The following is an 18,262-nucleotide window of genomic DNA, read 5'->3' as shown; positions in this document are numbered from 1 at the left end:
TTGGACAACGGTCGCCGGCTCGGTGGACGTTGCGCCATTCAGCACCTGCGCCACACTCGTGGCAGCCTCCACGCATGCGGTGGTGGATTGCGCAGGCATGACAGCGCGGACACTGCGCTCGGCCTTGAACGCACAGTTCGCCCCCCCGGCCAGCATACTGGGCCGGCTGAGGACGATGGTCGCTGCAAGCCTCATCGTGTTCCACTTTTCTGTTGGACTGGTTGGCCACGGTCACAGAGTCAGATGGAATGCTTTGCACGGTCAAATTGCCCCGCGTATCGCGAATGAGCTTGTGATTCCCTTGCATGAATAAAAGGCGGCATTCAATCCCCGCCACGGTATCTGACCGCATCCAGGAACAGCCTGAATGCCCGGGATGCCTGATGGCGGTTGGGATAATACAGGTGATACCCTTGTATGACAGGGCACCAATCTTCGAGAGCGATGACAAGCTCGCCCCGGGAAATGAAGGGGGCGGCAAGGTCTTCCGGCAGATACGCCAGACCGTGGCCATCCACGGCAGCGCTCAGTATTGGAACGACGCTGTTGAAGGCAAGCTGACCACCGACGCGAACATTGATCGACTGACCATCCTTCTCGAATTCCCACGGGTAGAACGATCCGGCCGTGATGGAGCGCAGATTGATACATTGGAGATCGGTCAGATCCTGCGGGACCGTCAGCATGGGGTTCAGGGCAAGATATGAAGGTGCACCAACGACGATAAACCTGAAATCGGGACCGATCCGCATCGCGATCATGTCCTTCTCGATGCTCTCGCCAAGACGCACACCGACATCAAGACCCTGCTCGACAATATCGGTGTAGCCATAGTCAATGACGAATTCGACCTCGATACCCGGATGTCGGGGCAGGAACTCCCGCAGCCTCTGCCGGAAAATGGTCTCGATCACATAGTCATTGCAGGTGATCCGGATCTTTCCTGACGGACGGTCACGCAGATCGCCGAGGCTGGCGATCTGAAGATCAATCTGCTCGAAAAGCGGGCCGACCGACTGAACAAGCCGGAGGCCGGCTTCCGTTGCCGCGACGTTGCGGGTGGTGCGCGTCAGAAGGCGGATCCCCAGACGTTCCTCAAGCCCTCGAACAGCATGACTGAGCGCTGAGGGCGTAACGCCAAGCCTGGCGGCCGCCCTTGTGAAGCTGCGCTCACGCGCAACCGCCAGAAACGCAGCAATCTCGTTGTGCGGCCCCGCTGCCATTGGTGAATTTTCCTCACAGGTTCATACAATATAACGGTACTAATACCCGCAATCTTTCTGGCCTACCTCTTCCCTCAACGCAACAGACAGTCTGGCCGGGCGCCTTGAAGGCCAAGACGCAGATTCAGACGACCGGGCCTTGCCCACATTTCCGGTCATATGGTCGTCCAGGGGGATCGAAGAAATGCAACATGTTCTGCTCAAGGACTTTGGTGATCCCGGTCAGCTTGTCGTTGAATCCGTCGCAGACCCGATCCCGGGGCCTGGCGAGGTTCTGGTCGATGTCGAAGCCGCCGGCGTCAACTTCCTGGATCTCGCGCAGCGCATCGGGGCCTCGAAGATCCACACCGTGCAGCCTCCGCTCGTTCTCGGTCTCGAAGGACTTGGCCGTGTCCGGACCTTGGGCGCCGGTTTGGAGGATGGCCAATCGGGCCTGAAGGCCGGTTCGCGCGTCGCCTGGATGGATGTGCGCGGTTCTTATGCGAGCCAGGTCGTCCTTCCTGCCAGCCGGGCCATTGTCGTTCCTGAAAGCTTCACGACAAGCCAGGGCCTGCTTTTTCAGGCGCTTACGGCGCAATACCTCGTCCATGAATACAGGAAGGTCGGCCCCGGTGATCGTGTGCTTGTTCATGCGGCTGCGGGAGGTGTCGGACAGATTCTTGTCCAATGGTTCAAGCACCTCGGCGCCTGGGTGGTTGGCACCGTATCAAGCGAACGGAAGGCGGCCACAGTTCGCGGCCTCGGCGCCGATGCCGTCGTCATTTATGGACCGGACTATGATTTCGTCGAAGAGATCATGACGCACACCGGCGGCAAGGGGGTTGATCTCGCGCTCGATGGGATAGGAGAAAAGACCCTGGTGAAGACCATCGCGACGCTGGGACGGGGCGGCACGGCAGTTTCGATCGGTGCGGCTTCCGGCCCCATTCCGGCAATTCACCCGACGCTGCTGACCCAGAAGGCGCTGCGGCTGGGCGGAGGGTCGGTGTTCACCTATGTCGCAGACCCGGCCGAGTTGCAGCAGCGTGCGGCACAGGTCATCGCCGCCATTGAAGAGGGCTGGCTGCACTTGGACAACGCAACGGCATATTCCCTTGATCGCGCTGCGGATGCCCATCGGGACATCGAAAACCGGCAGGCGCAAGGCAAACTTTACCTGACACCCTGACGAAAGGCCGACGACGCGAACCGGATATGGCAGGTTTCGGTTCGCCCTTCCTCTGCCGGCGGCCGATGCCCCTACGCGGCGCCCGCCCGTGCGCGGTGGCGCACCCACCCTCTCGACCAAGGACAAGAACAGAATGCGAAAGTCCCTCATCCTTGCTGCCGTCGTCGCAATGATGCCGACCGTCTCCACCGTCAGTTGGGCTCAAGCGCCCGAAGCCACGCCAGTCGCCGCAGCGGATGAACAGGCGATCCGCGACATCCGCACCCGTTGGGCCACGTTGATCGAAGCCGGAGATGCGGCTGCGATCGAACAGCTCTATGGCGCAAACGCCGTGCTCATGGCACCGGGCGAGGATGAAGTGGTCGGCAGCGCGGCAATCGGCGCACGGTGGGGGCGGCAGCTTCAACTGGAGGGGTTCAGCTTCCGCCTCAACCCCGAGGACCTGATTATCTCCAGTTCCGGCGATCTGGCCTATGACCGGGGAACCTACGATTTCGCAGCGACAATCCCGCAAGTCGGCCCGATCACCGACACCGGAAAATATGTGCTCGTCTGGCAGAAGATCAGCGGCGACTGGAAGGTGATCTCCGACATCTTCAACAGCGATCCGGCTCCGGAAGCAAACTGAGCGGCATCAACCAGCAGCGGGAAAGGAACGGGCGATGACGATCAGTCCGACATTGAAACTGAACAACGGGATCGACATCCCCGCACTGGGGCTTGGCGTTCTCTATAGCGGCGGTGACGACACCGTTCGCATGGTGCGCACCGCAATTGAAACGGGCTATCGGCTCATCGACACCGCCGCCGCCTACCAGAATGAAGAACAGGTCGGTGAGGGTATTCGGCAAAGCGGCATTGACCGCTCTGAACTGTTCGTCACAACCAAGCTGTTCTTGCCCGACTATGGCTATGAGGAGGCGTTGCGGGCCTTCGACACCAGCCTTGGAAAACTCGGACTGGACTACCTCGACCTCTATCTTCTGCACTGGCCTGTTCCCCGGACCTTCGATGCCACGCTGGCATCCTGGCGGGCATTGGAGAAGCTGCTGGCCGAGGGTCGCATTCGCGCCATCGGCGTCTGCAACTTCAACCCGGACCATCTGGCCAACCTGATCGCCGGGAGCGATGTGATTCCTGCGATCAATCAGGTCGAGCTACACCCTTATTTCACCCAACCCGACGTGCGGGCGGCGAATGCCGAGCATGGTGTTCTGACGCAGGCGTGGTCGCCGATCGGAGGCGTGAAGCGATACTGGGCCAAAGACCCGGCGACCGCCCATGACCCGCTCACCGATCCGGTCATCGCCGAGATCGCGTCGAGATATGGCAAGACCACCGCACAGATCGTGCTGCGCTGGCAGATCCAACACGGCCATTCCGTCATCCCGAAATCCGGCCGGCCCGAGCGCATTGCGCAGAACATCGACATCTTCGACTTCCAACTCACCGCCGAAGAGGTCGCGGCCATAGACGCGCTCGACTGCAATGAACGTGGCGGCCCCGATCCCGAGGCCAACGATCTTGAGACCATCCGCAAGCGTGTGGCGGCAGCGAAAGCCTGAGCATCGCCACCTCGCTTGAACGGCAGCGGTCGCTCGACCGATCGTTGCAACCTGACAGTAGAATGGAGACATAAATGGCAGAACAGAAAGTCTGGTTCATTACGGGCGCATCGCGTGGCATGGGCGTCGAGTTTGTCAAGGCGGCGCTCGCCGCAGGGGATTTTGTCGTTGCGACCGGCCGGAACCCCGACAATGTGGCAGATGCGGTTGGCGCCCATCCGAACCTGCTGGTCGTCAAGCTGGACGTGACCAGTCAGACGGATGCGGAGGCAGCGGTGCAAGCTGCCGTGGATCGTTTCGGCCGTATCGACGTCCTCCTCAACAATGCCGGCAATTGCTATGCGGGATATTTCGAGGAGATGTCTCCCGTCCGGATTCAGGCACAGCTTGACACCAACCTGATCGGGCCGATGAATGTGACCCGCGCGGTGCTTCCCGGCATGCGCAAGCAGCGGGCCGGTCATATCCTTTCCATCTCCTCCGGTGCGGGACTGGCCGGCTTCCCCTTCAGCTCGATCTACGCAATGTCGAAATTCGCCGTGGAAGGGTGGATGGAATCGCTGCGGGGAGAAGTCGCCCAGTTCGGAATCCACACGACCATCGTCAATCCGGGCATGTTCCGTACCGAACTGGCCTCGGAAGCCTCGATGTTCTTCGGCGAGGCGACGGTGGCAGAGTATGCGGAGGCGAGTGCCGCACAGCGGCAATGGTGGAAGGATCAGTCCGGCAAGCAGGCCGGTGATCCCAGAAAACTGGCCGGCGCCCTGGTGGAAGTGGTGAAATCGAACCCGCCGCCGCACCGGTTCATCGCTGGCAGCGATGCCGTTGAGCTTACGGAACAGAAAATCCGTGAGTTGCGGGAGGATATTGCTGCACTTCCCGAGGCTTCGCGCCATATGGACATCGACGTGTAAGACCGAACCCATTGGGCTGGATTGCGTGCCTGTGCATCCGGCCCACAGACATATCCGTGACTTCAATAGAATAGCCGCCTCCTGTGATGGGCGGCCATCCTTTATACCAGACTGTTGGCGTAACCGCGCGAGCTAGCCCCGGCGGGGAGCCTCGCGCAGCCTTGCTGCCAGTGCATCCTGGTATTCGCGAAGCCTGCTGCCGCTTGCGCCAGCGGCGCCGAGGAAAGCCAGAGGCTCCGAATAGTTCATGCCGATATAGTTCGCGCTGGCGGCCAGCGGGGTCAGCACCTGTTCGATGGTGAAGCCGTATTGGCCTTCACGCCGGTAGCCGCTCGCGGCGCCGCCGGCCGTAACCACGGCGAACAGCTCCTTGCCCCTGAGCTCGGACGGAGCGCCCGCGCCCCATACCTCGTTCAGATATGCCTTCATCATCGGCGTCATGTTGAACCAGTGGATCGGGAACATCAGGACCATCCGGTCCATCTGCTGATAGAGCCGGCGTTCCGCCGCGCGGTCGAATCCACGCACGTTGTCACCATAGACCGAATCCAGGTTCACGAACATCGTGTCTTCTGCGGTTTGCGCCACCTCCCACAACGCCTTGTTGACGACAGAGCGGTCAGGATAGGGATGGGAGGCGATGATCAACGTCTTCGGTGTGCCGTTGATAACCTGAGCCTGAGCACTCGTGCCCGACAGCGCTGCGGGCACCACCGCGCCGAGGGCCAGCCCGGCACCTGCCCTGAAGATGTTGCGGCGGCTGACATTGCCTGCACCTGAGGCTTCGTTCTGTAGGTTCGGCCCTCTTTGCCTGTCTGACATGGTGATCTCCTTTCTTGAAGGTTTTGTCTGCTCCCGGACGTGAAATGAGGAGGTCTCCCGATCCTATGCAGGGGGATACGGCGCCTCGGCAGTCCAGCTTTCGGCCGACTGACCGAGAACGGGATCCGCCTCGCGCATCCTGATCTGTCGCACATCACGACTGTTCGCTTTATGCTCGAAATGCTCATTACCCTTATATATTAGGCTCATGAATTGGCCTGACATGATCAGGCCAGCGCCAGCACCGGCCCGTCCAGAAGGTCCATCAGACGTCCGAAATGCCCATCCGACCGGGCGGGGGCATTCGAGTCCGAGGTGATGGCGATGGCAAGGTTGCGGTCAGGATGCGCCGCGATAATCTGGCCGCCATAGCCGCGCGCGAGGATGTAGCCGCTCCCGGTCAGGAACCAGCCATAGCCGTAGTCCATGCCGGACCAGGGCGAGCGGGTGTGCCGGCGCACCGAGGCGCGAAACCACTCCGGCGTCACGATCTGCCGCCCCTCGAACTGCCCGCCGTCGCGCATCATCACGGCGATGCGCAGCATCGCGCGCGGCGTCAGCGCCATCTCGTTGCCGCCGAAATAATAACCCTGCGGGTCGCGGGTCCAGGCGGGGATCTCGATGCCAAGGGGACGGCCGAGGACAGTGCGCGCCTGATCGAGCAAGCTAGCACCCGTCGCAACCGCCAGCACCGCTCCGAGAATATGGGTGGTGCCGGTCGAATAGATCATGCGGCTGCCCGGCGTGGCGACCATCGGCCGGCGCAGGGCATAGGCGACCCAGTTGCGGGAATTCACCCAGGCCCCGTAATTGCCGCCCGAGGTTCCCTCAAGACCGGCGCGGAGCGTGACCAGATCCTCGATGGTCAACTCCGCAACGCCGGATGTTGCATCAGTGGGAATGAGCGACGGGGCGACTGTGCCAAGCGCGGCATAGACGGAGGGAAACGCCCCTTGCGCAATCGCGCTGCCGGTCAGCAGCCCGACGATGCTTTTCGAGCAAGACTTGATGTTCGCCACCCGGTCCAGACCCGGCCCGCGTGGCGCTCCGGCCACAAGGACGTCCCCACCCCGCTGCACCATGATCGCATGAAGCTGTGGCAGGTTCGCCGCAAACAAACGGATGTCGCCTGCGGTCTGGGCGGCAGCCCGATGCACGAAGGGGCTGGTGAGGACCGCCAGAAGGCCAGCGGAGAAGACACGGCGGTTCGGCATCGGGATCACCGCGCAGGCGTCAGGCGGATCAAGGCGCCGTCCTCGGCATCGGTCAGGATCATCACCGCACCATCCTGTGCGACATCGACATCGCAGATACGGGCCTGCCCTTGCAGATACCGCGCCTGGCCGGTGACGCGACCATCCTCCAACGTCAGGCGCACCAGTCCACCGATCAGCAGGTCGCCCCGCCAGTCCGGGAACAGCGCGCCCTCATAGAAGGCCATGCCACCCGGCGCGATCACCGGATCCCAGTAGTAGACCGGCTGCTCCATCCCCTCCCGCGCGGTCAGACCCTCGCCAATCGGGGCGCCGCTATAGTCGCGGCCATAGGTGATGACCGGCCAGCCGTGGTTCAGGCCCGCCTGCGGCCGGTTCAGCTCATCGCCTCCGCGCGGCCCCTGCTCGGCCGTCCAGAGGCTGCCGTCCGGGGCCAGCGCATCCACCTCCGGCAGACCGGCAATGGGCTCGGAGACCGTTCCGTTCTCTGCGATCTGCCGCAGCCGTCCGGGCCGTTCGGTCACAAACCAACGTCCATCGGGCAACTGCTCCATGCCCCAAGGGTGGACCAGCCCCTTCGCGATGACCTGCTGTTCCAGCCGCAGATCATCCGCAATGACCGGCGCGCGCGTCTGCCCCGCAAAAGCCGACTGCTGCCCGGGCGCATTGGGCGGGGCGGCATTGAAGTCCTGCGCCATGGCAGGAGCGGAGAGAGCAAGAACCGTCGAGATCGCCAGGGGCATGCCCCACCCGAAGGAGCCACGTTGTTGTCCTGGATTCTGCATCGTCGGCGTCTCCTCAACATGTATCAAATGAGTGGGCACCCATCAGGGCGGGGCGCGGTCATCCGACCACAGCTTGCACCATACGGGCGCTGCCCCGGCGCGAAAACCCGCCCGATCCCGCATGGCCCTATGAGGCCCGCTCATGAAACCACCTGGCCAGCCCTGTGTTGTCCCCGGTTTGGCGGATTCACGCTACCCCCAGTCACTGCGCGCGCCCGGCCCGGAACTGTGCGGCAACCTCCGCCACGCGCTGCCCGAGGTGGGCCGCAGTCTTCAGGTCGCTCTCGATCGGCGTCACGTCGGGCGAGTCATTATCGGACTGTGCCATGGCGCCCAGCCAGCCGCCGACGCGGTTCATGTCCTCTGAACCGTTGCCGGGAAACATGTCGAGCCCGACCCAGATCATGCCGTGCTGGGCGGCGAACAAGGCCATGGAAATCAGCGAATTCAACTTGTCGCCGTGTATGGCTCCGGAATTGGTGAAGCCGGCGGCGATCTTGTTGCGCCACTTCTGCGGTGTCCACGCCCGCTGGGTCGAGTCCTCCATAAACTGCTTCAGTCGCGCGCTGATGAGCCCGTTGTAGGTGGGGAAGCCGAAGATGATGGCGTCACACGTCTCAAACATATCCCACGGCACATTGCCTTCCGCGACCGGAACGAGGACGGCTTTTGCGTCTACCACCTTGTTGACGCCTTCTGCGACGGCCTGAGCTTGCTTGGCGGTGTGACCGAAGCCGCTGTCGAAAACGATTGCAATTTTCATGATACTTCTTCCGAATTGAGAGTTCGCGTGAGGGCCAGGCCCCTGATCGCCATCGCGAGCGCGTCAGTTATCTGCAACAGCCTTTGGGAACCGCGTCCCTGCCTAGCCGTTGCCTATAGCTAGGCCCATGAGCCCAACAGATTAGGTATATTCTTGCATTGCCTTATGATCGCCATTCATCAATCAAAGCATGACAGCACCTGTCAGCGGCAGAAGTTAGCCCGAGAACCGCATCGCCTTGACCAAGGCAGCGAAGGCGGGCGAGTGATGCCGTCGGCTGGGATAGTAGAGGTGGAACCCTGTCCAATAGGCTGAACAGTTTTCCAGCACGCAGACCAACTGACCGGATTCCAGATAGGGACGGGCCAGGTCTTCAGGCAAGTGAGCCAGACCGATCCCGTCCACCGCTGCCTGCAATACGTCGTAGATGTCGTTGAAGACGGCCTGACCTTCGACCCGGACACTGATCTCCCGGCCGTCTTCCTCCAATTCCCAAGCATAAAGGCCGCCATAGGTAGGTAAACGCAAATTGATACAGGAGTGGTTGGTCAGATCCCGTGGCGTCTCCGGTGCGGCTCTGTTCTCGAAGTAGGCGGGTGCACCTACCACCAGAAACCGGATGTCGGGACTGATCCGAACGGCGATCATATCCTTTGCCACCTGTTCACCCATGCGAACACCGGCATCATACCCTTCGGCAACGATATCCTGGAGGCCGTAATCGACATTCAGCTCGACGGTGATCGCAGGATATTCCTTGAGAAAATCGCGCAGCTTCGGCCACAGATACTCCCGCATCTGGTAGTTAGCGGTAGTAATCCGGATGTTTCCAGAAGGTTTGTCGCGTAGTGCGCTGACGGCATCAAGTTCCATTGCAATTCCATCAAAATGCGGTGCGATCCGCGAAAGGAGAAGTTCCCCCGCGTCGGTAGGCGAAACGCTCCGCGTCGTTCGTGTCAGCAGCCGCAACTCCAGCCGTTCTTCCAACTGCCGGATGGTGTGGCTGAGCGCCGATTGCGAGACGCCGAGTTTGGCCGCAGCCTTCGTGAAGCTTCGCTCACGGGCGACCTCGATGAAGGCAATCAGATCGTTGATGTGCTGTCGCTTCATTGATCGCCTCTCCTCATGAATGACAGGCTGATTATGCCACCGCTTACCCTGAGGAGGTAGCCGAACCCTGCCGGTTCGGCCATTGCTATGGCATGTTCTGGACACTGCGCTGCGGCTGGCGCGCTTCCAGCTTCTCGGGATAAGGGGGTTTGTCCCATTGCTCGAACATTTTTCGGTCCCTTGTCTGTCGATAAGGGCAGGATACTGTTGGTGCCTTCACGGAATTAGAGGCAGAATCCGGCAAAAGGCTATGAAAGTAGCTCATGAATTGGGTCACTTGCCGCAAGCCGTAGGATTCGCCGGGGCGATCTGCATCTCATGCCCACGAACGGGCATGGGTCATGCGCCGCGAGGCGTGATCCGAACCGTGGCCCCGCGCGCCCGGGCGCCGATCATCGGCGCAAGATACTGGCTGCCTTTGTATTTGACCCTATAGGCGTCGTCGATGCGGTCATTCAGTGGTCCCTCGATGGGTTCGAAGATAACTCCGTAGGTATTGCCGGCGGCAGTGATCTGTCCGGCGCCTTCCCGCATCGCCGCCTTGTGCCAGCGTGAGCCCTGACCATTATAGGCGCGGACATAAAGCGCACCCTCCACGATGACCGACCAGATCCATGTCGGTGTGCCCGGAGTCTTCCCGTCCTCGCGAAAGGGGGCGACGCGGAGGTCATTCGCCGCGTCGATTTTGTTCAGTTCTTCCTTGTCCCAGCTCATCATGGGCTCCTTATGGTTCGATGCGTTCGATGGTGGCGTTCAGTGGACCGGGCTGGCGCAGGGCGTCGATATTGCCATCGAAGGCCCCCAACCTGATCAATCCGCGTGAATAGCGGAAATCGCGGTAGAAGATGGCTAGATTGCCCCAGGGCGCAAAATAGGTGATGTCGCCGACCGACGGATCGACGCCTTCGGGCGATCCATCCGTCGACAGCCGCGCGGGCAGATCGGCGATCTTCTCGGTTGCGTTGTAGTCGGCGAGCGTCAGGTCGAGCGGAAGCATCGCAAGAAAGTCGCGGCTCGCGGCGTTGTCTTCCAGAGTCGCCGTCAGTACCGCGCCTTGAAGTGTCAGCCGGATTTTCATGGTGCTCTCCTTCGCCTCGGCGGCGAGCGCACCAGATCCCGCGATAGAAAAGGCGACCATCAAGTTGGTCGCGAAACGGGAGCGCATCGCTCAATCCTCCGATCAGTAGAAACTCGTATGTTGTCGCGGGCCGTCTAGCGGCCCGCCATGATTGTATTGGCGACCAGGGCGATCGTTCGGAGGCGAGGGCGCGCCCTTGCAATTTGCAGGACACTGCGTTCCTCTTCACCAGGGCTGACTGGTCGGCCCGACGGTGAATTCGTTGATCGTCGTATCCTCGGGTGCGTCGATCGCAAAGGAGACGACGCTGGCAATCCGGTCGGGCGTGATGGCGTGCTGGTCATAGAGCGCCTTCATGCTCTCGGCGGCGCCGGGATCGGTGATTCCGCCCAGCAATTCGGTGCTGATCGCGGCGGGATAGATGGTCGCCGTGCGAATGTTCGTGCCCTCCATGGCGGACTCCATGCGCAGCACTTCCATGAAATCGCGCACGAAAAACTTGGTGCCGCCATAGACGGCACTGCCGGGGTAAGCCTTGATCCCGGCAACCGAGGAGGTCGCAATGACATGGCCGGATTTTTGCGCCATGAAATGCGGCATCACGGCTGCGACGCCGTTCAGGACGCCCTTGATGTTGATATCGACGGCCTGGTTCCATTCCTCGGTCTTGAGCGCGGAGACCGGCGAGGTCGGCATGATGCCGGCGTTGAGGAAGATCACGTCGACGCGGCCGAACGTGTCCTTGGCGAGGCTCACGATGGCCTCGTTGTCGGATGGCCGGGTCACGTCGAGAACCTGGTAGACGGCCTGTCCGCCGTCCTTGCTGATCTCGTCTGCGATCTGCTTCAGCCTATCCTCGCGGCGCGCGCCGAGAACGACCTTCGCGCCCTGTTTGGCGAGCAGCCGGGCCGTGGCCTCGCCGATGCCGGAAGACGCGCCGGTGATAATCACCACTTTATCTTTGATCATTGTCGTTTGTCCTTGAAAGAAAGCGCCCGTCAGGCGCCGTATTGCGCGTCGCTGACATGCTCCAGCCAGTCGACGACCTTGCCGTCCTGCACCTCCTGCAAGGCGATGTGGCTCATGCCGGTCTCCGGCGAGGCGCCATGCCAGTGCTTTTCGCCGGGCTCGAACCAGACCACATCACCCGGATGAATGCTCTCGATCGGCCCGCCCCACCGCTGCACAAGGCCATGTCCGAAGGTGACGATCAGTGTCTGGCCCAGGGGGTGGGTATGCCATGCCGTCCGCGCGCCCGGCTCGAAGGTGACATGGGCGCCCTGAACGCGCTCGGGGTCGGCGGTGTTGAACATGGGGTCCACGCGGACTGTCCCGGTGAACCAGTCAGCAGGGCCTTTGGAGGACGGGCTGGTGCCCGCTCGGGTGATGTGCATGGTGGCCTCCTTATCATTCGCGACCGCCGGGCAGGAAGCCCGACGGCCAATCTTCCAGCTTCCTCGCCAATTATTCGCTCAGATATTGTTCGTCGGTAACGCGCTCCATCCACTCGACGACCTTGCCTTCAACGGAGCCGTTGACCACGATATGGGTCATGGCGGTCGTATCCGACGCGCCGTGCCAGTGTTTGACACCCGGCGGTGCCCAGATCACGTCGCCGGCACGGATGATCTGGCGTTCGCCGCCTTCCACCTGCGTCCAGCCGGTCCCCGAGGTCACATACATGGTGCTGCCGGCCGGGTGCGAGTGCCAGTTGGAATGCGCGCCGGGAAGAAAGGTCACGCTTGCCATTTCGTAGTTACGCCCGTCGGTGGCGCTGAAGATCGGTTCAACGAACACCGTTCCGGTAAAGACTTCCGCAGAGCCGATGACGGTCGGCCGCGAGCCCGATGGGCTGATGACATCCTGCGCCAGGGCGGGGCCTGCGATCAGCACGAGCGCGGCGGCGGCAATCAACCTGTTCATGTCATTTTTCCTCTTGATCGGGTTGCGAGGAGCCCGCATCGCCGCGGTCACTGGCCGCGGGAGGCGAAGACTTCTTGGAATACCGGGATCACGCCGAATACGTTTGGCCAGTTGGCGTAGAAGGCGAGCTGGGTCAGGGCCTCGGACGCCTCCGCCTGGGTCAGGCCGTTATCCATGGCGCGGTTGAGGTGGAAAGGCACCTGCACGCCCTGGCCATTGGTGACAAGCGACGTGACCGTGACCAGACTGCGATCGCGCGGCGTCAGATCGGGACGTTGCCAGAGGTCGAGGAACATAGGATTGCGGGTGAAATCGACGACGCCCTGCGCCGTGGCGCCATAGGTTTCCTGCACGCTGGTCTCGCGCGCAGCCTCGACTTCCTCGTTCAAGGGCAGCAGTTCGACATCCGGCCCAGGCAAGCTATCGGGAGCGATACCGCGTTCCTCATAGAGGTCCGCAGCGACCTGTGCAGCGGCGATACCGTGGTTCCACCCGGCATAAAAGGCGAGATGGGTAATGATGCCGGACAGTTCCCCCGAAGTGACGCCGTTGTCCAGGGCGCGGGCAAACTCTTTGCGCTGCAACTCGGTCTTGCCGCCCGCGATCAGCGCGGCGACGGAAATCACGCTGCGGTCACGGGGGGAAAGCCCCTCACGCTGCCACAATCCCCCTTCGAGCGTCTTCCTGTCATAAGCGGCGAGGGCCGGGGCCGCCCGGGCCAATGCTGGATCAGCTTCCTGAGCGAAGGCCGCCGGGCCAGTGAGGGACAAGGCAACCGCAATTGGCGCAAGCTTCTTCATCGGTCTGTGCTCCTTCTCTTATCCGGGGGGAAGATGGCACTGCCCTTGGGTCAGAATAATGGGTAAAATTCCGATTGCGCCTATGAGCCAGATTCATCAATCAAGGTGTCAAGGCGTGACGCCTTGCGATCGCGAAGGACGCGAGATGTTCATCGTCCCACTTCGACGCAGCAGCGTCTGTGCTGTAGATCGACGGCTATGGCGCTCTTTCTGAAGACGGACCTGTCTACAATTACTTCGGCGGGAAGCGCGACCTGTTCGTCCTTGTGTTTGGGGAGGAACTGACGAAGATCGCGCGCGGCGTGCCCGCCGAAGGTGACTGAAAGTCAACCGACTTCGCTGGTGCTTAGCCCAGGATCGGATTGGGTCGCCAACAAGGATCTGACAAGCATTGTGTGTTGAGCGGCATCAGCTATCAGCCAACTCTTTTCGCCATATGCCTACCATTTCTAATATTCGTAAAGCTCTGACGGATAATGATACAAGTTCTCTCCAAGGACGCTGCCCGGGAAGTCCAGGCCGATAAGCCGCGGCGGGGTGGATGATGGATCTCTACTGGCGATCAACCCATATTTCTTCGCCACATTCTCCACGATGACTTGAACGCGATGTTCCGCTCGCCGCTAGCAGAAGGCGGTCTTCCGCGCCGTCGCCCGCCTGCATGGCGATGACGCCACGGTGCCGCTGCTCGCCCGGGGCGGGATGAAGCGGGATCTCTCAAGTTCCCCGGCGATCCATCCTGCGACTTTGCGGCGGCCGAAGACCCCAGACGACCCTGCCTGCCTCGCCAGTGACGGGAGGTCAGGTGCTGCCCCCGGGCTCAACACACCGAAGGCGTCATCACGAACATGATTTCGGGGCTTTCCCCGCCGCTTCATCGCCCGCTGTCTACGCTTCACGACTGCCGTTGCCGACAGCCATGCAAAACTCGCTTCCGGCTGGCGGGCGGCGCCTTTGCCGGGCGGGAGTTGAACCCGCTGGATCGCTTCGAACGGTTTCAGGTCGTCTGTCACCTCCTTCCATTTATCATCCCCCGTTCCGGGGCTTCGACCTGGCCAACGTCGAGGGGAACACCCGCAAGGACAAGGAGGCCAAAGAGATCACCCATCGCCTTCGAGGCCGTGAAGCGCATCGACGCGCTGTTCGCAATCGAGCGCGACCTGAACGGCCAGGATCCCACCGACCGCCTCGCGACCCGACAGGCGCGCTCGGTCCCGCTGGTCAAGGATCTGGAACGCTGGCTGCGGAGCGAACGCGCGCTTCTGTCGAAGCACGCCAAGGCGATCGGCTATCTGCTTTCATCCGAACACTGGCCTGGCTTCACCCGGTTCCTCGACGACGACCGCGTCTGCCTCAGCAACACCTGCGCTGAACGGTCCTTGGTCGCAAGAGTTGGCTCTTCGCCGACTCGGAGCGTGGCGGTCACCGAGCGGCCTGCATGTATTCCCTGATCGGCTCCGCGAAACTGAACGGCATCGACCCGCAGACCTGGCTCGCCGACACCATCACCCGGATCTCCGGCCTGCCAGCCTCGCGCCTGCCCGGACTGCTGCCGTGGACCTCAAAACCGGCAGTGCCACAAGTCAACGCTGCATGACCACGGTTCTCGGCGGAGGGTACAAAGAAGATTCCTGCGGTGTAAGCCGTAGCCATAATCCAGGTTGTTTCTGTCTACGCAGCACAGGTCATGATCGACAACGCCGCGGGCAGCGCCAGTTTGCTCAACATATCATTCTTCCGTTGGCTTTCTGATTTTATGTTCAACTATACTGCGGTTGCGCTCTCAATGACCAAGCACCTGCGACAAGAAGCGCTTGGTCCGTTCGTTTCGAGGGTTTGAAAAGAACGCATCGGGCGCAGCTTCCTCCACGATTTCGCCGCGATCCATGAAGATCACGCGATCGGCGACCTTGCGAGCAAATCCCATCTCATGCGTGACGCAAATCATTGTCATGCCTTCGGTCGCCAGGCTTGTCATGACGTCCAGCACCTCGGCGATCATCTCGGGGTCAAGCGCAGAGGTAGGTTCGTCGAACAGAAGGATCTCGGGCTTCATGCACAGGGCGCGGGCAATGGCGACGCGCTGTTGCTGGCCGCCTGACAGCTGGCCCGGGAACTTGTCGGCCTGATCGGGAATGCGGACCTTTTCCAGAAAGCGCATCGCCGTCGCCTCGGCCTCGGCGCGAGGGGTCTTGCGCACCAGCATGGGAGCAAGCGTGCAGTTCTCCATGACCGTCATGTGCGGAAACAGATTGAAATGCTGGAACACCATGCCGACCTCGCGGCGGATCTCGTCGATGCTTCCCACGCTGTCGTCCAGTGCTGTGCCGAAAACCCGAATTGTGCCGGCATCATGTTCTTCGAGCTGGTTGATGCAGCGGATCATGGTCGACTTGCCCGAACCGGACGGCCCACAGACGACCACCTTTTCACCTCTGGATACGGTCAGATTGACATCCCGCAGAGCGTGAAAAGTACCATAGAACTTGTTCAGGCCGGTAATCTCGATGGCGGGGGCTTGGTGATTGCTCATCTGGCAGGCTCCTATCGGCGGCCGACATTCATGCGCCGTTCGAGATAGGCGCCATAGCGGGACAGGCCGAAAACAAAGGTGAAATAGATCGCCGAGATGAAGACATACACCTCGACATAGGCGAACTTCCATTCGCCGGTGTTATAGGCGGCGTTGCCCGCAGCGAGCAGTTCGACGAAGCCGACCACCACCACCAGCGAGGTTTCCATGAAAGTAATCACGACCTGGTTGATGGTGGCGGGCAACGCCAGACGAAAGGCCTGGGGCAGGACAATCCGGCTGATCCGGTAACGATAGGGAATGCCAAGCGCCTTGGCGGCCTCCTCTTGTCCGGAAGCGGTGCCCTGCAACCCACCGCGGATGATCTCGGCCTGATAGGCGGCGAAGAAGATCGCAAGCCCCACGATGACGCGGTAAAGTTTTTCACCCGTCAGCATGGCGGGCAACACGAAAGGCAGCACCACGGCGAAAGTGAACAGGATCGACAAGAGCGGCAACGAACGCACAGCGTCGATGAGAAGCCCGGTGACCTTGGCGATGACCGGCATCTCGGAGCGGCGCATCAGGGCCAGCATCACCGCCAGCGGCATCCCGATCACGACAGTCGAAACGAACAGGAACAAGGTCAGGGCAAGCCCGCCCCATTGCTCCTCGCTGACCCGCGACAGGCCGAAAGTTCCGCCCTTCATCAGGATATAGAAGGCCAGAGCGGCAAACAGCCAGATCGCAGCGAGCCGTCCGATGGCCCACATACGCGGCAGGCAGCTAAGAGCGACGGTCGCGATGACGATCACGCAGGCCAGCGCAGACCGCCATTGCTCGCCATAGGGATAGATGCCGAACATGATCAGCCGCCAGCGATTGGCGATAACCGCCCAGCAGGCGCCACCATTCGCGCGACACTCCGCAGCGCGGGCGTCGACGCCGAAAGTAGCGCGGAACAGTGCCCAGTCCAGCACCCACCATATCAGCAGGCCCAGGATAGCGACGCAGACCAGCGTAAGGATCGAACCCAATGGCGAGGCAAAATATTCGCTTCGCAACCGGCGCCAGAGGCGTTGCGAGGGGTCGGGGGCATGGATCGGAAGATCGGTCATTGTGCTACTCCGATCTGCTTGCCCTTCAGGGCGATGGCGCGGTTGACGCGATTCAGTACAGCGGCAAGCGAGAAGTTGATGATCAGGAAGCCCGCCATCAGGATGCCGATCAGTTCCAGCGTCTGGCCCGAATGGGTGATCGAACCGGCGATGACCATGAAGAAGTCCGAAAAGCCGACCGCGATCCCCAGCGTCGTGGCCTTGATCAGCCAGACATATTGGTTGATCAGGATCGGCAGCATGGCGCGGATCGCCAGCGGCATCCGCACCCGGCTGAACACCCGCCAGGGCGACAGGCCAAGCGCCTGCGCGGCCTCGACCTGGCCGCGGCCAACGGATTTGAAGCCCCCGCGGACGATCTCACCTATATAGGCCGCCCCATAGACGGTGATGGCAAAGGCGAGCGCATAGATTTCCGGCCGCAGCTGGAAACCGCCGCGAATGTTAAGGCCGCGCAACTCGGGCAGGCTGATCAGCGGTGTGCCGGGGATACGCCCCCAGTATAGCGCGACCGCCGCGCCAAAGATACCGGCCATAAGAACGCCCAGGCACAGCAGGCGGCGCCGCGCGGCCTCGACCCTGCCAAAACGCCGGGCGACCACTATCCACAAGATGACGAACAGCGCGGCGATCATGATCACAATCGCAACCACGGCCGACAGCACGGTCACGCTCAAACCGGGAAAGTGCAGGCCACGACCGGTCAACATGATATGGCCGATCTGGATGGCATTGCGCGGGCTGGGCAGTTGCGTGACCACCGCATACCAGAAGAACAGTTGCACGATCAGCGGGATGTTTCGGAAAATTTCGGTATAGATCGTGCCAAGCAGGCGTGCCGGCGCATTTTTAGAACTGCGCGCAAGGCCAATGACCAGGCCAAGCAAGGTAGCACAGAACAGCCCGACGAAGCCCATCAGCAACGTGTTCAGGATGCCGTTGAAGATGAACCACCAATAGGGATCACCGGGCGACGTCGGCAGCAGCGAAGTCCCCATCTCCCATCCGGTCGCACGCCACAGGAAGCCGAAACCCGACGAGATCCCCTGTGCGGAAAGGTTCCTCTGCGCAGTCACCCCGCCGATGATCAGGATCGCGGCGATGGCCGCAAGAAAGGCGCCCTGAAGCAGCTGCCGGCGGATTTTCTTGCGGCGCCAGAAAGGAATCGTTGTCATGCAGAGCGCCTCCAACATGTCGCTGTGAAACTGCATGGCAGAGCGATCGGGATAGGGATCGCTCTGCCCGATTTACGGGACTGCCCGCTCCC

The 18,262-nt window shown here is 61.5% G+C and carries 19 protein-coding genes and 1 pseudogene; 5 read left to right on the top strand and 15 right to left on the bottom strand.

Annotated features, from left to right (window positions below; all coding sequences use genetic code 11):
- Window positions 1-323: 323 nt before the first annotated feature.
- Window positions 324-1,223 carry a LysR family transcriptional regulator gene (locus tag QM789_RS06400; protein WP_420351126.1) on the bottom strand — a complete coding sequence of 300 codons (900 nt, stop codon included), beginning with the start codon at window positions 1,221-1,223 and terminating at the stop codon, window positions 324-326.
- A 184-nt stretch (window positions 1,224-1,407) separates the two neighbouring features.
- Between QM789_RS06400 and QM789_RS06395 the strand changes: the two genes are divergently transcribed.
- The 4 genes from QM789_RS06395 to QM789_RS06380 all read left to right on the top strand — a co-directional run bounded on the left by QM789_RS06395 (window position 1,408) and on the right by QM789_RS06380 (window position 4,870).
- A complete protein-coding gene (locus tag QM789_RS06395; protein WP_420351125.1) occupies window positions 1,408-2,391 on the top strand; it encodes a quinone oxidoreductase family protein in 984 nt (327 codons plus the stop codon).
- Window positions 2,392-2,524: 133 nt separating this feature from the next.
- Window positions 2,525-3,019, top strand: coding sequence for a YybH family protein (locus QM789_RS06390; protein ID WP_420351124.1), 495 nt, complete (start codon window positions 2,525-2,527; stop codon window positions 3,017-3,019).
- 34 nt (window positions 3,020-3,053) lie between these two features.
- Complete coding sequence (locus tag QM789_RS06385) at window positions 3,054-3,956, top strand: aldo/keto reductase (protein WP_420351123.1); 903 nt, start codon at window positions 3,054-3,056, stop codon at window positions 3,954-3,956.
- A gap of 74 nt (window positions 3,957-4,030) precedes the next feature.
- A complete protein-coding gene (locus QM789_RS06380) occupies window positions 4,031-4,870 on the top strand; it encodes an SDR family NAD(P)-dependent oxidoreductase (RefSeq protein WP_420351122.1) in 840 nt (279 codons plus the stop codon).
- Window positions 4,871-5,002: 132 nt separating this feature from the next.
- Here QM789_RS06380 and QM789_RS06375 read toward each other — a convergent pair whose 3' ends face one another.
- The 11 genes from QM789_RS06375 to QM789_RS06325 form a co-directional block, all read right to left on the bottom strand.
- Complete coding sequence (locus QM789_RS06375; RefSeq protein ID WP_420351121.1) at window positions 5,003-5,692, bottom strand: NAD(P)H-dependent oxidoreductase; 690 nt, start codon at window positions 5,690-5,692, stop codon at window positions 5,003-5,005.
- Between the two features lie 227 nt (window positions 5,693-5,919).
- A complete protein-coding gene (locus tag QM789_RS06370; RefSeq protein ID WP_420351120.1) occupies window positions 5,920-6,906 on the bottom strand; it encodes a serine hydrolase domain-containing protein in 987 nt (328 codons plus the stop codon).
- Window positions 6,907-6,911: 5 nt separating this feature from the next.
- Window positions 6,912-7,649: a PQQ-dependent sugar dehydrogenase gene (locus QM789_RS06365; RefSeq protein WP_420351119.1), complete on the bottom strand. Its 738-nt coding sequence runs from the start codon at window positions 7,647-7,649 to the stop codon at window positions 6,912-6,914.
- Window positions 7,650-7,893: 244 nt separating this feature from the next.
- On the bottom strand, window positions 7,894-8,454 hold the full coding sequence (locus QM789_RS06360; protein ID WP_420351118.1) for a flavodoxin family protein: 561 nt from the start codon (window positions 8,452-8,454) through the stop codon (window positions 7,894-7,896).
- Between the two features lie 216 nt (window positions 8,455-8,670).
- Window positions 8,671-9,564, bottom strand: a complete 894-nt coding sequence (locus tag QM789_RS06355; protein ID WP_420351117.1) for a LysR family transcriptional regulator — start codon at window positions 9,562-9,564, stop codon at window positions 8,671-8,673.
- A 339-nt stretch (window positions 9,565-9,903) separates the two neighbouring features.
- Entirely contained in the window at window positions 9,904-10,278 is a 375-nt protein-coding gene (locus tag QM789_RS06350) for a DUF2255 family protein (RefSeq protein WP_420351116.1), read from the bottom strand.
- A gap of 10 nt (window positions 10,279-10,288) precedes the next feature.
- Window positions 10,289-10,729, bottom strand: coding sequence for a cyclophilin-like fold protein (locus QM789_RS06345; protein WP_420351115.1), 441 nt, complete (start codon window positions 10,727-10,729; stop codon window positions 10,289-10,291).
- 138 nt (window positions 10,730-10,867) lie between these two features.
- The gene (locus QM789_RS06340; RefSeq protein WP_420351114.1) at window positions 10,868-11,611 is read right to left on the bottom strand and encodes an SDR family oxidoreductase; all 744 of its coding nucleotides are present in this window, start codon (window positions 11,609-11,611) and stop codon (window positions 10,868-10,870) included.
- A 29-nt stretch (window positions 11,612-11,640) separates the two neighbouring features.
- Window positions 11,641-12,036, bottom strand: a complete 396-nt coding sequence (locus tag QM789_RS06335) for a (R)-mandelonitrile lyase (RefSeq protein ID WP_420351113.1) — start codon at window positions 12,034-12,036, stop codon at window positions 11,641-11,643.
- Between the two features lie 70 nt (window positions 12,037-12,106).
- Complete coding sequence (locus tag QM789_RS06330; protein ID WP_420351112.1) at window positions 12,107-12,565, bottom strand: (R)-mandelonitrile lyase; 459 nt, start codon at window positions 12,563-12,565, stop codon at window positions 12,107-12,109.
- Between the two features lie 47 nt (window positions 12,566-12,612).
- Window positions 12,613-13,365 (bottom strand): carboxymuconolactone decarboxylase family protein, encoded by a 753-nt coding sequence (locus QM789_RS06325; RefSeq protein WP_420351111.1) that lies wholly within the window; start codon window positions 13,363-13,365, stop codon window positions 12,613-12,615.
- Window positions 13,366-14,392: 1,027 nt separating this feature from the next.
- Here QM789_RS06325 and QM789_RS06320 point away from each other — a divergent pair.
- A pseudogene (locus tag QM789_RS06320) lies at window positions 14,393-14,962 on the top strand (IS66 family transposase); the annotation flags it as partial.
- Window positions 14,963-15,148: 186 nt separating this feature from the next.
- On the opposite strand, the gene QM789_RS06315 reads toward QM789_RS06320, so the two are convergent.
- The 3 genes from QM789_RS06315 to QM789_RS06305 are packed head-to-tail and all read right to left on the bottom strand — an operon-like array spanning window position 15,149 to window position 18,170.
- Window positions 15,149-15,898, bottom strand: coding sequence for an amino acid ABC transporter ATP-binding protein (locus QM789_RS06315; protein WP_420351110.1), 750 nt, complete (start codon window positions 15,896-15,898; stop codon window positions 15,149-15,151).
- An 11-nt stretch (window positions 15,899-15,909) separates the two neighbouring features.
- Window positions 15,910-16,995 carry an amino acid ABC transporter permease gene (locus tag QM789_RS06310; protein ID WP_420351109.1) on the bottom strand — a complete coding sequence of 362 codons (1,086 nt, stop codon included), beginning with the start codon at window positions 16,993-16,995 and terminating at the stop codon, window positions 15,910-15,912.
- Window positions 16,992-18,170 carry an ABC transporter permease subunit gene (locus QM789_RS06305; protein ID WP_420351108.1) on the bottom strand — a complete coding sequence of 393 codons (1,179 nt, stop codon included), beginning with the start codon at window positions 18,168-18,170 and terminating at the stop codon, window positions 16,992-16,994. Before QM789_RS06305 ends, QM789_RS06310 begins: the two co-directional genes overlap by 4 nt.
- Window positions 18,171-18,262: the final 92 nt, after the last annotated feature.

The organism is Paenirhodobacter sp., from assembly GCF_047600745.1.
Taxonomy (GTDB): Bacteria; Pseudomonadota; Alphaproteobacteria; order Rhodobacterales; family Rhodobacteraceae; genus Rhodobacter.
Note: the sequence above shows the minus strand (reverse complement) of the source record. Positions and strands in the feature narration are given on the sequence as shown.

What these genes read in the sequence shown, in the direction of transcription:
- QM789_RS06390 (WP_420351124.1), top strand. Translation starts at nt 2,525, where the DNA reads ATGCGAAAGTCCCTCATCCTTGCTGCCGTCGTCGCAATGATGCCGACC.
- QM789_RS06385 (WP_420351123.1), top strand. Translation starts at nt 3,054, where the DNA reads ATGACGATCAGTCCGACATTGAAACTGAACAACGGGATCGACATCCCC.
- QM789_RS06400 (WP_420351126.1), bottom strand. Translation starts at nt 1,223, where the DNA reads ATGGCAGCGGGGCCGCACAACGAGATTGCTGCGTTTCTGGCGGTTGCG.
- QM789_RS06360 (WP_420351118.1), bottom strand. Translation starts at nt 8,454, where the DNA reads ATGAAAATTGCAATCGTTTTCGACAGCGGCTTCGGTCACACCGCCAAG.
- QM789_RS06370 (WP_420351120.1), bottom strand. Translation starts at nt 6,906, where the DNA reads ATGCCGAACCGCCGTGTCTTCTCCGCTGGCCTTCTGGCGGTCCTCACC.
- QM789_RS06325 (WP_420351111.1), bottom strand. Translation starts at nt 13,365, where the DNA reads ATGAAGAAGCTTGCGCCAATTGCGGTTGCCTTGTCCCTCACTGGCCCG.
- QM789_RS06380 (WP_420351122.1), top strand. Translation starts at nt 4,031, where the DNA reads ATGGCAGAACAGAAAGTCTGGTTCATTACGGGCGCATCGCGTGGCATG.
- QM789_RS06355 (WP_420351117.1), bottom strand. Translation starts at nt 9,564, where the DNA reads ATGAAGCGACAGCACATCAACGATCTGATTGCCTTCATCGAGGTCGCC.
- QM789_RS06365 (WP_420351119.1), bottom strand. Translation starts at nt 7,649, where the DNA reads ATGCCCCTGGCGATCTCGACGGTTCTTGCTCTCTCCGCTCCTGCCATG.
- QM789_RS06375 (WP_420351121.1), bottom strand. Translation starts at nt 5,692, where the DNA reads ATGTCAGACAGGCAAAGAGGGCCGAACCTACAGAACGAAGCCTCAGGT.
- QM789_RS06315 (WP_420351110.1), bottom strand. Translation starts at nt 15,898, where the DNA reads ATGAGCAATCACCAAGCCCCCGCCATCGAGATTACCGGCCTGAACAAG.
- QM789_RS06350 (WP_420351116.1), bottom strand. Translation starts at nt 10,278, where the DNA reads ATGAGCTGGGACAAGGAAGAACTGAACAAAATCGACGCGGCGAATGAC.
- QM789_RS06340 (WP_420351114.1), bottom strand. Translation starts at nt 11,611, where the DNA reads ATGATCAAAGATAAAGTGGTGATTATCACCGGCGCGTCTTCCGGCATC.
- QM789_RS06345 (WP_420351115.1), bottom strand. Translation starts at nt 10,729, where the DNA reads ATGCGCTCCCGTTTCGCGACCAACTTGATGGTCGCCTTTTCTATCGCG.
- QM789_RS06395 (WP_420351125.1), top strand. Translation starts at nt 1,408, where the DNA reads ATGCAACATGTTCTGCTCAAGGACTTTGGTGATCCCGGTCAGCTTGTC.
- QM789_RS06330 (WP_420351112.1), bottom strand. Translation starts at nt 12,565, where the DNA reads ATGAACAGGTTGATTGCCGCCGCCGCGCTCGTGCTGATCGCAGGCCCC.
- QM789_RS06335 (WP_420351113.1), bottom strand. Translation starts at nt 12,036, where the DNA reads ATGCACATCACCCGAGCGGGCACCAGCCCGTCCTCCAAAGGCCCTGCT.
- QM789_RS06305 (WP_420351108.1), bottom strand. Translation starts at nt 18,170, where the DNA reads ATGACAACGATTCCTTTCTGGCGCCGCAAGAAAATCCGCCGGCAGCTG.
- QM789_RS06310 (WP_420351109.1), bottom strand. Translation starts at nt 16,995, where the DNA reads ATGACCGATCTTCCGATCCATGCCCCCGACCCCTCGCAACGCCTCTGG.